This is a genomic window from Halodesulfovibrio aestuarii DSM 17919 = ATCC 29578, assembly GCF_000384815.1.
Taxonomy (GTDB): domain Bacteria; phylum Desulfobacterota; class Desulfovibrionia; order Desulfovibrionales; family Desulfovibrionaceae; genus Halodesulfovibrio; species Halodesulfovibrio aestuarii.
This window is the reverse complement of record NZ_ARQF01000021.1, coordinates 883,269-896,881: the sequence shown is the minus strand read 5'-3', so window position 1 is coordinate 896,881 and position 13,613 is coordinate 883,269. Positions and strand designations below refer to the sequence as shown.

The window sequence follows — 13,613 nt, the reverse complement described above, 5'->3', positions numbered from 1 at the left end:
TTATTCGGAAACACTCTTTTTTAGCAGACTACGAACCGTTGTAAGTAATTTTTCAGGACTCGGGGGTTTTTCCACATAGGCTTCAGGTGGAGGAAGTTCCTTTTCTGATATGCCTATCATGTTAAGAGCATGGGTAAAACCCTCCGGAGCCACCGCAGAAAGCATTACTACCGGTATATCTGCCAGTTCCGGCGTTGTTCTAATTTTCCGATACATATTGATTCCGCCCCATTCGGGCATCATCACATCAAGTACGATTAAAGAAGGCTTATTAGCGCGCGCTTTATCGTAACCTTCATTGCCGTTACGGGCACTTTCTACCCGCATGCCACTTGTTTCGAACAGCGTTTTTAAGAACAGCCTGAAACTGAGTTCGTCATCTACTACAAGTACGCGCGGTGTATTCATGTTTCACCTCTAACCAGCATGTGTCTTTATGCACGCGACACACTGGCGACAGGGCAGGCGGAACGGACAACAACCTGTTCAACCGTGCTGCCAAGTTCTGCGTCTTCTGCTGGAACTTCAGCAGTATGGTGTGCCATGATGATTAGGTCGGCTTGTTTTTCCCGTGCAAATTTAAGAATTTCAACGTACGGGGTGCCTTCCCAAATTTCTACATCATAGTTGTCATAGTCTTTCAGTTTGGAAACATAGCGTTCGTCAATTTTCTTCTGCGCCAATTCTAGCTGGCGTTCAATATCGTTCTGAGATGGGAAAAGGCCCATTTTTGAACTGGTAATATCGAATGCGTGGAAGATATTGAGCTTTGCACCAATCTCTTTAGCTGTTGCGTGGGCAAACTCGAATGCGTTGTCTGCTGCAGGGGAGAAGTCCGTGCAGTACACGATGTTAGAGAAAAGTTTCCAGCAGGTTGTGCATGGTCTGTTCACAATGAGCACAGGACACTTGGCAAGACGCGCTACTTTTTCCATGGTGCGACCAACAATAGAGCGGGAACGGGCAGATTCTGGGTCATCATCACGAGTGTTTGCACCCATAACAATAAGATCAACCCCTTCCTTGCGTGCAAAGCGCAGGATTTCTGTAGCAGGAACGCCAACGGCAAGTTCCAGTGCTGTGTCTTTGTATTCAGTCAGTTGAGTTGCATAGGTTGTGGTTAATTCTTCCATTACCCAGTCTCGGTAATCAGCGTCTACGGTTTCTTCTTCGCCAGTGCGAAGGTCTGTCACTGTAGTACTGAAGCCCCGGGATGGAACTCCTAGAACATGCAGGGCATACAGTTTAGCATTGTTTTTTTGTGCGAGGTCAAAAGAAACTTTGGCTGCGTTGTCACAAGCGGGAGAAGCTGATGTAGCGAACAGAATTTTCTTAAACATATGCTACCTCCTAAGGCTGCATGTAAGGGATCCTCCTTGGAAACTTAGTTCCCAGGCAATCCCTTCGATTACTTCAAAGAGAGAGAACGTTGTGTTGCAGTAAAGCTCACTTGTTCTATCTCCGAATAGTACATGACGCATTTGGCCGAGCAATAAAGGCATGTCTAACAGGGTGTCGAGACGGAAAAACCGCAACTCATGCCTACCTGTGTCGTTTATGCCGCGTACCAGAGTATGGATGTTCATTTCCGGCGTACCGGGAGCACCTGTCATCTCCAGTTGTCTATAGAGTTCCAAATGCGTGAATTCCTCTGTCGTGCATCCTGAATTTTTGCAGGCAGCTGCATCATCGCAGGCTCCCTGCAAAAATGGATTCAGGCGAAGTGTCTCTGGATACGTAGAAAACAAGGAAAAAACTGAGCGCAGTGTTACTCCATCCTCAAACACAACCTTATGTCTAAGGCAGCTGATTACGTCCGCAGCGGCGGTATCGTTTAGCCGGAGTGTTCCATCATGTGCGAGGATGAGTCCTTCCATGCTGCTTCTCCTGTTAACATGCTATTTTTCAGGTTGGTGGCAGGATTTACACTGCACTGGGCCTTTGTTCTGTTTTTCATGGCATGTAATGCACTGCAGGTGGAATGCTCTGCGCAATGGCGTTACGCCTTTTTTCTTTTTTACGGTGTGACAGTCTGCACATGGAAGTTCTTCATCATATTCCTGAACCTTCATGCCGTCTTGGCTACCGTGGTGACAGGCGGTGCAGTCGTCTTCCAACCCTGCTTTTTCGTTATGCGGATCGTGGTCGAAAGAGGCTGGTGCGTATTTAAACGGAGCAAGCTCCGGTACGTCCATTTGTCCTTCAGGCATGCCTTCAGCAACTGCGGATGCTACCGGAACGGTGAGCATGAAGGCAAAGACCATCAGTATCGAAGTTAATACTTTGTTCATGATGCTCTCCAGTTATTCCGGTTTTTCCATTAACTCATAAATGAGGTCGCCAAGGAATTTAAGTTCGATTCCAAGGTCGTAATGGTGGATAACATCCTCAAGACCGCCGTGGCAGTTATGGCACGGCGCAATGCATATTTTAGCGCCGGTTGCTTTAAGCTGGTTGGCTTTAGCAAGGTTGCCTTCTACACGTACTTTTTTGAATGGAGGACCACAGTTGATAACACCGCCACCTGCGGAACAGCAGAAGTTATGTTCGCGGTTAGGATACATTTCAACTATATTGTCACATAGCTGGTGAGCTACGTAGCGTAGTTTATCCATAAGACCGTAGCCGCGTACGATGTTACAAGGGTCATGGATGGTTACCGGTTCTTGAATCTTGTGGGTGAGCTTGATGCGTCCTTGCTCAAAAAGCTCTGCAAAGAACTCAATGGAGTGCACTACTGGTACTGGATAATCTTTCCAGCCAAGCCAGCGGTTACCATTGTCGTAAATGGAACGGAATGCGTGACCACATTCACCCATGACAATTCGGCTTACTTTTAGCTTTTGCGCCAGTTCGAAGTGTTGGCGTTTTAATCGTCCCATCATTTCAAAGTCACCGGAATACATGCACATATCGCTGTTATCCCAGCCCGGCATGGACGGCATAGTCCAGTCACAACCAGCTTGATTCATGATTGCGGCAGCTTGATAAATAAGCTGAGTCCGGAACTTTGGTTCCGGTGCAATAACGGAGTAGTAGAAGTCCGCGCCTTCTTTATCCATTGGGATTCGAAGAGTCGGGAACTCTTCCCGCGCTTCGTCTTCCTGCCAGAACAAGCTGTCTATCCACTCGTCATCCTTTACCCACATCTGGTTCATGGTGGCGGAGTGGGAGTGCGCGGTGTCCTGAATATACTGTGGTGTTACGCCAAGCTTGTGACAGAAACGGCGAATAGTGGTCATAATGTAGGCCACGTCAATACCGATAGGACAGTAGTGAACACAACGGCGGCACAAATTACATTCAGTATATGCGACCTGTGCCATTCCGTAGATATCGTCAGGAGTCACCTTGCCGTCGTTTGCAAGGAGCTTGGTCATAGTCTGGGAGACTTTACCCACAGGGGAGTAGGAAGGATCGTTGCCGTGAGACACGAAGAAGTGGCAAGCCTCCGCGCACATTCCGCAACGCACACAGCTTTCGGAGAAGGCTTTTAGCTTGGCACCGGTTTCATTATCAATGAGAGCTTTGAATGTCTGCTGGATCTTATCAGTCGTAAGTTTACTTACACCGTATGAGAGACCTTCATCCTCAATTTTTCTGTCTTGAATACTCATTATTTCCTCCAGTCCCGTTACCAGTCTTTACAGTGGCGAACGCCGCCGAATTCAGATCCCATATAGGCTCTGGTGAACAGAGCGAACAGGATATGAGCAAGACGGGTGAACGGGATGGCCACAATAAGAGCTTCTGCTGTGAGTACGTGCAGCAGCGGCATGATTTCTCCGCCTACGCTCCATGAACCGAGTATTGCCGTAAGAAAAGGAACAGCAACAAGACCAAGGCTGACCCAGTCGTTAGTACGGGTAACATAGCGGACAGTGACGTTGGTAACGCGGCGGTACACAAAGTAACAGCAACAGGCAATGACAATAAGAGTAAGCACATCAGCAGCATCGGAAGAGAGCGTCGGGTAGGTAATACCAAACGCATTTTCCAAAAGAATCTGATGAGGAGTTACAAAAATAACTAGGACAATAAAACAAATATGGAACACATAAGTAACTGCAGTAAGAACTGGATTCGCTTTCCAGCCGAGTGATTTGTAAGGAATAAGCCAGTTAAAAATTGAGCGGAGGCTGAATTTCCAGCTCATATAGGCTACTGATGACGCGTCTTTTTGTTTAGCAAGGGAGTGCATGGACCACAGGCGCCATACTGCGGTTACAGCCAGAATGATAAAGGCTGCCCATGCTAACGGTCCTACAGCAAAATTGTAGAGACTGTTCATAGCAAAATCTCCGGTCAGTTATTTAGGCACATTAGCAACAACACGTAGAGCTTTTCCATCGTGTAGGCCACGGACAAGAATTTTACTGCCATCTGTATTAAAAATAGGGTCGAAGCACATATCAAACTCACCGCCAACGGTTTTTCCGTTAACAAGTACTGTGTATTTTCCCTTTTTGCGTACTTTAGCAGCAACCGCATCGCTGTTCGGACAGAACACAGGTTTCCACGCCATATCGTATGAGCCATCCCAAACGGAACCGTTTACACAAACACGCCAATTTTTATTTAGTGTGTTTGCCAACGCAGCAGCATTCTTGCCGTCAGGGGAAACAGCAAGATCTGTCACAACCGGAGAACGCATCTTCCAGGGCTTGTCATTAGCTGCAACAGTAAACTTCCCGAATTCAGGAGCAACAATTGCGTAGAGATTTTCACCATCTTCACTGAACTGCTGGTGCCAACAGTTAGCGTAGGTAGCCTGCCATATCAGTTGTCCATCCTTAGCCATTCCCCATTTTCCACCTTGACGAACAGGCGCAACAACATGCTTGCCATCCGGTGTAAAACTTGGGTTCCACACACCCTGATACGTATTATCCCAAAGGATGTTGTCAGCAATAATAGTGTAATCGTAGAGTGTGAGCCGTACCTGTGCAGCAACGCGGTATGCATTGTTATCAAACACAGGTGTCCATGCGTTCATGAGATTGTTATCCCATGCAACGCCATCTACTGCGATGGAGAAAATACCGCTGCGGAATGTTTTTAGATCGGCTTGCCCCATAGATTTAACCTGAACAACTGCAGCTGATTTCGAGCCGTCAGGACTAAACGCAAAGTTGTTTGCGTTTTCAAAAAGGTTTTCCCAGATTGTTCCGTTTACGGACATGCCGTATTCCATGTCCTGCTGAACTGCCGTAGCAACGTTCTTGCCATCAGCACTGAGCAATGGGGACCAGACAAAACCGTAGGTTTCTTCCCACGGTTTGTTATCTACCATCATGGTCCACTCTTCATCCTGCATTGCATAGCAGCAGAGATTACCATTGGTAGCATACGTAAGTTCCCACAATTTTTCGAATGTGTTCTCAGAAACATTGTCATTCGTCCGTATTGAGAACTCAGCATCATCTAGACATACAACAGCAGAAGCCTTCTCCCCATCAGGAGAAATAAAAATTTCTTCCTGCCATTTGTGGTCATTGTCGGGTGTCATGTCAGCAATGGTGCGTTGACCGGTCTCCCAATCCCACGTTTCCGTTTTATACATGCTGGCCTCCCTGGCCATCCAAGAGTTAACAGACGTTCCTTTTGCCAACACATACGGCAAAAGGGAAAAATATAGTTGCATACCATATTTTCCTATTTCTTTAAGAATGTAGCACAGACATATAAAAAACGGGCATAAAAAAATTAAATTAATACATAACAAGCGTGGTCGGAAATCTATTTTCTATGAACCATGCTTTATAATATTCTTTAAAACAGGGTGTTACACAATATATGATTGTTATTATAACTATACTGTTCAGGTAGGTAACTATAACCATAATTCGATCTACATCTTTTTTTGAAAGTAAATAAATAAAGTAGAGTAGTATGGTATTAAATATGGGCTAAAAGAATTTTGATTTATAAAACATAATGCACATTCATTACAAAATATTATGTAATAGCTACGTAATATTTTGAGTAAATGGTGAAATATAAACTCTACAAGAAAAGTATAGAATAGCACTGTATCGTACTTCGATTCTTCATAATTAACTACAGTCGTTAAACTGATTACTGCAATAAAATATGAGTAAAAAGCACTTGAAATGAACTAACTAATATCTACTGCAATTGTATAAAAATAAGATTTTAAGTTACGGTAGGTTAGTGTGCGTTGGGGACAAGTGTGGTGTGGAGAAATGGAGACAGGACAGAAAAAACTCAGGTATGCATCATGCCTGATGCGATCCTGAGTCTGGTAACATGGTTTGGTGCTTTATTTGGGGGAGGAGGGAATCAGCAAGCAGCGGCCGTCGCTCCACGCCATGCATTTTTCTGCCATGCATTTTCCGTGGTCTGAGTTTTCGTCCTTAAAACGAAACGCAAAGTCGGCATTCCCTAGCTGAAATGGGCAAACAAGCTTTTTAGCTGCTTCCGGTGAGCGTGTGGGTTGTTGCATAAAAAATCTCCAATTGTTGCATATGCCACAACTGTAACATTTTTTTTATTATAATGTATAGAAATGGTGCTATGTTATTCGAGATTTTTTTTATTTTTCAGGCACACAGTATGCGACGAGTTAAAGAAAAGTATGAAGGCCCAAAAAAAAGCGGTTAGTTTAAAAAAACTAACCGCAAACGTGTTCCATGGTGGTGGGGGGAGGATTTGAACCTCCGAAGGCGTACGCCGACAGATTTACAGTCTGTTCCCTTTGGCCACTCGGGAACCCCACCATATATGGTTTTGCTAGGAATCCGTGTTCCTTGACAACGAAAAGGGTTCTACGCAGACTAAATGATTTTGGCAAGCTAAAAGTCACGTTTTTGGGGCGTTTTTTCTAAAGTTAATCAATAACTACAACAAAAAAATGGTCAAAAAGCAAAATAATGTTTGCAAATTCTGTCAAGAAACTTTAGCCAACACGTTAGATTTTTTCATTATGTGATTTAGATCAATTAAAATAGAGACTAGACGTACTATAAATAAGCAACACACTTCTATCGTTTCCTAATGGTAACCATGCATCAAATTGAATGCGCCAATTCTTTTTGAAACAGACCCTACGCATGTTTTTTAAATTGAAAGTGGAACGATGGGAGAAAACGCAATCTACGGAGGGGAAAATGCCTAAAGCAGCACCCAAGACCGACCCAAAAAGCAGATATTTTTCAGATAATTTATTTAGCCTGATGGCTGAGCTTGCAGAAGAGATTGAAGCACTGCCATCTGGTTTACAGAAACGATTAAACGGCGTGGCGGATCAACTGTTAAGTGAAGTTTATAGTCAGGCCAAATTTGAACGTTCAGTTCCTGCCACGCAACGCCCGCAATAGTGGTAGAAGATTGGTAACAAACTTTTTTTTATGAAAATCAATCAGTTAAACTTGTTTGAGATGGGAGATTGGCCGCAAACGTCGCTATAAGTGCTTTTGAAACGGCTTGAATTACCTTCAAGGTTCCTGAGCTAATCTAATACGGACTGAAAGGCTCGAACATCAGTTCAGAGAAGCGCTAGGGTATGAGTACAACAGTTAAGGCATTTCCGACTTTGGGGAGAAGGAATGCATCTAGCTTAACTTTGTGAGAATTCAGACATGAGAGTTACGAGATCACACAAAAAAAGCCAGTCTTATGACTGGCTTTTTTACTATTAATTCTGTGTAGAAAATATCTTGTTGCTGTCGTGGAATAGTTCTAGTTTCGCAACCTATGCCGGTTGTCCAGTCCAGTATGCCTTAAACGCAAAAAAGTCAGTCTTACGACTGACTTTAATGACGTGGTGGTGGGGGGAGGATTTGAACCTCCGAAGGCGTACGCCGACAGATTTACAGTCTGTTCCCTTTGGCCACTCGGGAACCCCACCTGATTGTGTGCGTTGTCTGTAGAATAAATTCCCTGACAACGGAAACGGGTTCTACGCATGTCAGTTGAGTTTGGCAAGCGAAAAAATATATTTTTTAATTTTTTGGTACGTTGAAGTAGATATGGATTGTTTGGAGGGGAAATTTCTCGATTTTTCGATATTGGTATTGAGTTTTCTCTTACCGTTGCTGTGCATGGTTACATGCGATATATTGAAACTGATACTCTAAAAAATATGTAGTGTAAGGAGTTGATGATGAATATGGATCAGTTTAGTGACAGCATCACTATTGAAGGGGAAATTTTTGATTTTGATCCTGAGAGATCTGTAGCCTTAATTCCGTGTGAAAATTGTGGGCATCTTAATCAAGTAGATGTTACTAAGGAAGGCGATACGTATATTTTATCTTCTTTCTCTTGTGAAAATTGCGGGCATTGGAACAGCTTTGATTAAGGAATTGTACTAGCTGGTAAGAGAGCATCTTTAATAACTGAAGGAGCTGGGCGCGCAACGGAGAACCATATCGTTACGGATTGAACGAATGAGTTGCCAGGGCTCGTGTGCTTTCTCGTATTCAAGCGCAGTTCGTTACATACTGAGACCTGATAGATAGGACGGTTGGTGTGGAGCGTTCTCTTGTCTCCGGGGGTAAGAATTTGTGAGACGATTTTTCCGATAGGTATGGCGTGGAACGCGTAGTTTTTCAAAAAATTACGGAGCCCTTAGTGCTTGGATTCGCTTAGCTGGTGGAGTAGCATTAGGCATGACAAAAAAATGTGCGCAGGACATTATATAATGATATATAAATAAGTATATAGTCTAGTTCTCCATAATCGGGAATAAAAGGACCGGTGTAAAAATGATAAGCGAAAATAAAAAAAACATAAAAGTTCTTTCACCTATAAGTGCATGTATTTTGGCAGTAGGAATTGTCGCGGCTGCTGCTGTTATTATGCAGGGGCTTGTAAATTTTAGGGGATCAGAGCGCTATGTAACTGTTAAGGGCCTTGCAATGAAAGATGTTGAAGCTAACATCGCCTCGTGGTCCATAAAGCATGTTGTTACTGGTAACGATCTTTCAGCGTTGCAGGTTACTATTGAAGCGAATTCGGGCTTAATTGAGCAATTTTTGCTAAATCACGGTGTACCTAAGGATACAAAGTTTTTTAAAACGGTTGATGTGCAGGATCGTTTTGCTCTTACCTATGGCCAAGAAGCTCCTGTAGACCAAAGGTATATTGTTTCTGAGACAATTACAGTGCAAACAGATAAACTTGATGCTGTAGAGGGTGCTTATCAGGATGTAGGCGAACTGATTAAAAAAGGTGTGAGCATTGTCAAAGAGGGGCAGGAGGGCTCGGGTAATCCTATTTATATCTTTACGCGGTTAAATGAAATTAAGCCTGAGATGATTCATGCCGCAACTATCAATGCCCGAAGCAGCGCCGAGCAATTCGCAAAAGATTCAGGAGCAGAAGTAGGAGCGATCAAGCAAGCCAATCAGGGCGTGTTTCAAATGCTTCCAAGACATTCAGATGAAATGTATCTGGAAAAATTTGCTCGCTACAAAACAATACGTGTAGTTTCGACAATCAAGTTCTATTTGAAGTAGATGGAGAAAGTGTCCTTAATCTAGTTGCTAGGGGCACTTTTTTATGCGGCATCTAAAAGTGTGACAGGACTTGGGTGAGTACTGTTTGGGGTGTGTTTTTTGAGAACTTTTGGTGTAGGGGGACACCCGACTTGAGAAATACCGGATAGCCTAGATAACATAGTACGAATATGGGCTAAAGGTAGGACTGATGCGGGCGTATGCTTAGCGTAAAATGTTTTTTTAGAGAGAAACTCTAAATGAGAAAAGTTTAAACTTTAAGTGTGTTTTGACTTTCAAAATGAGAATTTCCATGGCGCAAGAATGCGTTTTGTCGTCCAATGGGCTATTATATTCGACAAGTCAAGATAGAGTGACGGTGTTATAAACTAGTATACTGCCATTATTGACAATATATTTTATGTGCGTAGTGTTAGATTATAGGAAAAGCGGGAAGAGTGGTATCACTCTTCCCGCTTTCTTTTTTATGCATGCTTGCGCGAGCTGGCGGCGTCTGCTGGGCTATCTGTAGGAGACTTATCTGTAGGGGCAGCTCTTGCTTCAAGAGTAGCCAAACGAGTTCTAAGATCTCCGTTCTCTTTCAATAATGTCCTGTTTTCTGCGTTTATTTCGCGCAATTCTTTTGTGAGCTCGCGAACCTCTTCACGCTCTTTGCGTAAATCAGCCTCTATCTTGTCACACTTTGGACACTGGGAATATGTCATTTGATCCGCGTTATCTAAAGTACTTGCAGGTTCCTCTGATTCTTCACCAGACAGAAGCCATGCAATGCTAACTCCTGTCTCTGAACAGATTTTTAGTGCAACTTCAGTATTGGGCAGATTTTCATCCCGTTCGTAGAAGCCTAAAGACCCTTTGCTAACTCCAATTTGCTTAGAAAAAGCATCTTGAGATAGTTTTCCTCGCGCTATTTTAATCCTAGAACCAAGCGTATTCATAGGTAAAAGTCCATCTACCAAAGATTTACTTTAACTTTTACACAGGTGCAATTACGTAACCGGCTGAAAAGTAAGAAAATAAATCTGTATGGGCAGAAATTTAAGTTTTACCCAAAATTCTGCTTGAAACGGACAGAATTTTAGCCTAAAAACTAGGCATGGGCAGGTTAAAAAATTAATTCTTTTCTTAATTCAATTTTTAACCTGCCCCCAACCAGAGGTCAACAATTCAGTTTGGACGAAAAGCTTGCTTAGATTGGACGGTAAAATAGATGCAGCAAATCAAACTCTTTCAATACGCAACACAAGACGAACAGGTGGCGAAGCTGGCTGGTGTTATGCCGCAGGTTCGCGCCAACATGAATAGCGTTATGAAAGAGCGGCCAAATCTTTCCCGTGATCAGCTAGCAGATGAACTGACTGAAATTTCTCGTGCTGCTGGGATTCTACTTAGTACTAGAAATGCCAAGTGTGTTTCTAGAGCTATGTTGGATAAATGGTTGCAACCAGCAGCACGGGAACATCCCCCACCTATTCTTGCGGTTGTTGCGTTCTGCATGGCCACAGGAGACATCTCGCCCCTATTGCCGATTCTTCAGGCCGTAGGGTGCGAGATAATGAGTGAGGAAGATAAAAAATTACGTGACTACGCTCAGGCGGTCTTATCAGAGCGGGATGCAAAGAAGCGTAAGAAACAGTTGGAGGCACAGTTGTAATGGCCACAATTGCAGGGAGGAACAGGAAGCCGTGGGCAATACGCGAATATTTACATGGGCAGGGACATACGATGGCATCAGTTGCAAAAAAAATCGGTGTGTCAGCAGTTCAGGTTAGAAAAACCATTATTGGGGACGACGATAGCCAAAGAGTCTTGACGGCCTTGGTTGATTTGGGGTGCCCGCAAAAGTTTTTGAGTCTGCCGGACTCAATGAAAATGAAACAGGCCGTGTGACTCAATAATAAATTGCCAAATTTAGTAGATACATGGTGATGGCACTGGATAATGCGTTAGGCGCAGGCTTGGCTGGCCTGCGCCGCTTTAAAAAACGATACGTAGGACGCTTATGTTGAAAGAAGCTTACACAACCAGAGAGCTAGCAAGTATTTTAGGTTTTTCGCAGCCTAAAGGGGTGCTTGTAAGAGCAAACCGTGAATCATGGCAAGCACGCCCTCGTGTTGGACGTGGCGGTGGCAATGAGTGGCTGGTTTCGACTATGCCTGAAGCAACCCGCACAGCTCTTGTCTCTGCTGAAGCTAGACTTGTAGATCAACAGGCTGTGCAGCCGACAGTGCCTACGTTAGCAACTGCTGGTGTAAGTGATGCAAAACGTAAGAAAGCGCTAGCCCGTGCGGATCTTGTTGTGCTGTATTCGGAATGGATTGCTAAGGCCGAATTCGGCAGCAAAGCCGTGGCGCGCGATTCCTTTATTCAAGCTTACAAGGGTGGAGCATGGCCTCATTTATTGGAAACTCTTGGCGTAAAGGCTTCGTGGAAATCCATTGAACGTTGGAAGCTGGAGCTTCGTAAGAATGGAACGGTTGTGGCGTTGGTTGATAGACGCGGTGCAGGAAACGAGCAGCGCGCAAAGATGACAGAAGAGCATGCAAAGTTACTTCTTAATGCAGTGCTTCAACCTAACCACCCAACTATTAGTACCGCCATTCGCATGGCAACTTCTGCAATGACTGCTCAGAAGTTACCAATCCCCGCAGAGCGCACAATGCGTCGTTTCCTTTCTATTTGGAAAGAAACAAATTTTGGAACGTGGGTCTATACGCGTGAAGGTAAGAAAGCGTGGAATGATAAAGCCGCATTCTACATTGAGCGTGACTACAATCTGATTGAAGTTGGTGACATCCTTGTTGCTGATGGACACGTTTTGAACTTTGAAACGCTTAATCCTTGGACGGGCAAACCGCAGCGCATGGAACTTATTATGTGGTATGACATGAAGTCTAACTGCCCAATGGGTTGGGAGATCATGCCCACAGAAAATACGCAGGGCATTGCCGCAGCCTTCCGGCGTGCTGTTATGACACTCGGTAAGTTCCCTCTTATTGCCTACCTCGATAACGGCAGGGCGTTTCGCTCCAAGTATTTTAACGGGGTAGACTTCCGCCAGACAGGAATAGCAGGGTTGTTTCAAGATCTTGGTATTCATACAATTTTTGCATGGCCGTATCATGGTCAGTCAAAAACAATCGAACGATTTTTTGGAACGTTGCACGAGCTAGAGCAGTGGGTGCCGTCATACGTGGGCAATAACATTGCTGCAAAGCCAGCACGTTTAAATCGTGGTGAGCCATTGCATCGCAAAGCATATGATGCTGCTGGAGGCCGCCCCTTGACCCTTGAGGAAACTCATTACGTAGTGGCTCAGTGGATAGATGAATATATCCAGCGACCACAGCGTGGGCATCTGAACGGCAAAACTCCTGCAGAAGTATTTATGCAAGGGCGAGGTGCTGGCGTTGATGAAAGCAAATTGCGCCACCTTATGATGGCAAAAGCAGTACGTCAGATACGTCGAGAAGGTATCCGCTTTCTTGGTGAACGCTACTACGACGGCCTGATGCACGGCAGAACACATGCAGTTCAAATTAAGTATGACTTACACGATCGTTCTTCAATTTTGGTGTTCAGTGAAGACGGTAGCGAGTTCATTTGCAAGGCGCAGCGCCAGAATGCAATTCACCCTGCTGCGAGTTTGCTCGGAACGGATCAACACCGTGAAGAACTTCAGCAAGCAATTACTTTGAAGAAAGATCAGGAGCGTGACGCATCAAGCATTGCGCGACAGGTTCTTGAAGATTCACTTGCCGCACAGCGTGATCGAATGGTTGCCATTCAAAATGAGAAAATTGAACCGAAGAAGGTCGCAGATACGCCGCTTTCGCAATCAAAGGTTCTCAGCATTGAATCAGCTAAGAAGAAGGCGCAAACACAGCGCAGCAAAGCCCCATCTTATGTTCCCCCAGTACAGAAGCCTGAGATTGTTACTGAGCTGGATAAGTATGACTACCTGTTTGGCCTGTCCGTAAAGGACGGTGTTGTTCTGCGGGAGCCGGATAGCGAGTGGATGGAACAGTATGAAAGCACAGAAGAATATGTTCAGGATGCCGCACCGCGCTACGAGCGGCTTCGGAAATACTACGGAAAAACCCGCCAGTGCGTGGCGCAGGCGAACTAGAA

Annotated in this window: 15 protein-coding genes and 2 tRNA genes; 6 read left to right on the top strand and 11 right to left on the bottom strand. The window is 44.6% G+C overall.

Features of this window, described 5'->3' with window-relative positions; genetic code table 11:
• The 9 genes from F461_RS0115100 to F461_RS0115060 all read right to left on the bottom strand — a co-directional run bounded on the left by F461_RS0115100 (position 1) and on the right by F461_RS0115060 (position 6,740).
• Positions 1-408 carry a response regulator gene (locus tag F461_RS0115100; protein WP_020001999.1) on the bottom strand — a complete coding sequence of 136 codons (408 nt, stop codon included), beginning with the start codon at positions 406-408 and terminating at the stop codon, positions 1-3.
• A 26-nt stretch (positions 409-434) separates the two neighbouring features.
• Positions 435-1,340, bottom strand: coding sequence for a universal stress protein (locus F461_RS0115095; RefSeq protein ID WP_020001998.1), 906 nt, complete (start codon positions 1,338-1,340; stop codon positions 435-437).
• Between the two features lie 3 nt (positions 1,341-1,343).
• Positions 1,344-1,877, bottom strand: a complete 534-nt coding sequence (locus F461_RS0115090) for a hypothetical protein (protein ID WP_020001997.1) — start codon at positions 1,875-1,877, stop codon at positions 1,344-1,346.
• Between the two features lie 21 nt (positions 1,878-1,898).
• A complete protein-coding gene (tmcA, locus tag F461_RS0115085) occupies positions 1,899-2,291 on the bottom strand; it encodes an acidic tetraheme cytochrome c3 TmcA (RefSeq protein WP_020001996.1) in 393 nt (130 codons plus the stop codon).
• 12 nt (positions 2,292-2,303) lie between these two features.
• Positions 2,304-3,617 (bottom strand): electron transfer complex ferredoxin TmcB, encoded by a 1,314-nt coding sequence (tmcB, locus tag F461_RS0115080; protein WP_020001995.1) that lies wholly within the window; start codon positions 3,615-3,617, stop codon positions 2,304-2,306.
• A 17-nt stretch (positions 3,618-3,634) separates the two neighbouring features.
• Complete coding sequence (gene tmcC, locus F461_RS0115075; RefSeq protein WP_020001994.1) at positions 3,635-4,291, bottom strand: TmcC family electron transfer complex membrane anchor subunit; 657 nt, start codon at positions 4,289-4,291, stop codon at positions 3,635-3,637.
• A gap of 18 nt (positions 4,292-4,309) precedes the next feature.
• Entirely contained in the window at positions 4,310-5,563 is a 1,254-nt protein-coding gene (gene tmcD / locus F461_RS0115070; protein ID WP_026364802.1) for an electron transfer complex subunit TmcD, read from the bottom strand.
• A 720-nt stretch (positions 5,564-6,283) separates the two neighbouring features.
• Positions 6,284-6,466 (bottom strand): hypothetical protein, encoded by a 183-nt coding sequence (locus F461_RS0115065; RefSeq protein WP_020001992.1) that lies wholly within the window; start codon positions 6,464-6,466, stop codon positions 6,284-6,286.
• A gap of 188 nt (positions 6,467-6,654) precedes the next feature.
• Positions 6,655-6,740 (bottom strand) — tRNA-Tyr (locus F461_RS0115060).
• Positions 6,741-7,130: 390 nt separating this feature from the next.
• On the opposite strand from F461_RS0115060, the gene F461_RS0115055 reads away from it, so the two are divergent.
• Positions 7,131-7,340: a hypothetical protein gene (locus F461_RS0115055; protein WP_020001991.1), complete on the top strand. Its 210-nt coding sequence runs from the start codon at positions 7,131-7,133 to the stop codon at positions 7,338-7,340.
• A 444-nt stretch (positions 7,341-7,784) separates the two neighbouring features.
• Here the strand turns inward: F461_RS0115055 and F461_RS0115050 are convergent.
• A tRNA-Tyr gene (locus tag F461_RS0115050) sits at positions 7,785-7,870 on the bottom strand.
• Between the two features lie 255 nt (positions 7,871-8,125).
• Between F461_RS0115050 and F461_RS0115045 the strand changes: the two genes are divergently transcribed.
• Together F461_RS0115045 and F461_RS0115040 are read left to right on the top strand one after the other, a co-directional pair.
• Positions 8,126-8,323 (top strand): hypothetical protein, encoded by a 198-nt coding sequence (locus tag F461_RS0115045; protein WP_020001990.1) that lies wholly within the window; start codon positions 8,126-8,128, stop codon positions 8,321-8,323.
• A 406-nt stretch (positions 8,324-8,729) separates the two neighbouring features.
• A complete protein-coding gene (locus F461_RS0115040) occupies positions 8,730-9,482 on the top strand; it encodes an SIMPL domain-containing protein (RefSeq protein ID WP_020001989.1) in 753 nt (250 codons plus the stop codon).
• A gap of 464 nt (positions 9,483-9,946) precedes the next feature.
• Here the strand turns inward: F461_RS0115040 and F461_RS0115035 are convergent, their stop codons facing one another.
• Positions 9,947-10,420, bottom strand: coding sequence for a helix-turn-helix transcriptional regulator (locus tag F461_RS0115035; RefSeq protein ID WP_020001988.1), 474 nt, complete (start codon positions 10,418-10,420; stop codon positions 9,947-9,949).
• 272 nt (positions 10,421-10,692) lie between these two features.
• Here F461_RS0115035 and F461_RS0115030 point away from each other — a divergent pair, with 272 nt between their 5' ends.
• The 3 genes from F461_RS0115030 (at position 10,693) to F461_RS0115020 (ending at position 13,611) form a co-directional block, all read left to right on the top strand.
• Positions 10,693-11,136, top strand: coding sequence for a hypothetical protein (locus F461_RS0115030; protein ID WP_020001987.1), 444 nt, complete (start codon positions 10,693-10,695; stop codon positions 11,134-11,136).
• Entirely contained in the window at positions 11,136-11,372 is a 237-nt protein-coding gene (locus F461_RS0115025) for a hypothetical protein (RefSeq protein WP_020001986.1), read from the top strand. Before F461_RS0115030 ends, F461_RS0115025 begins: the two co-directional genes overlap by 1 nt.
• A gap of 112 nt (positions 11,373-11,484) precedes the next feature.
• The gene (locus tag F461_RS0115020) at positions 11,485-13,611 is read left to right on the top strand and encodes a Mu transposase C-terminal domain-containing protein (protein WP_020001985.1); all 2,127 of its coding nucleotides are present in this window, start codon (positions 11,485-11,487) and stop codon (positions 13,609-13,611) included.
• The last annotated feature ends 2 nt before the right edge of the window (positions 13,612-13,613 follow it).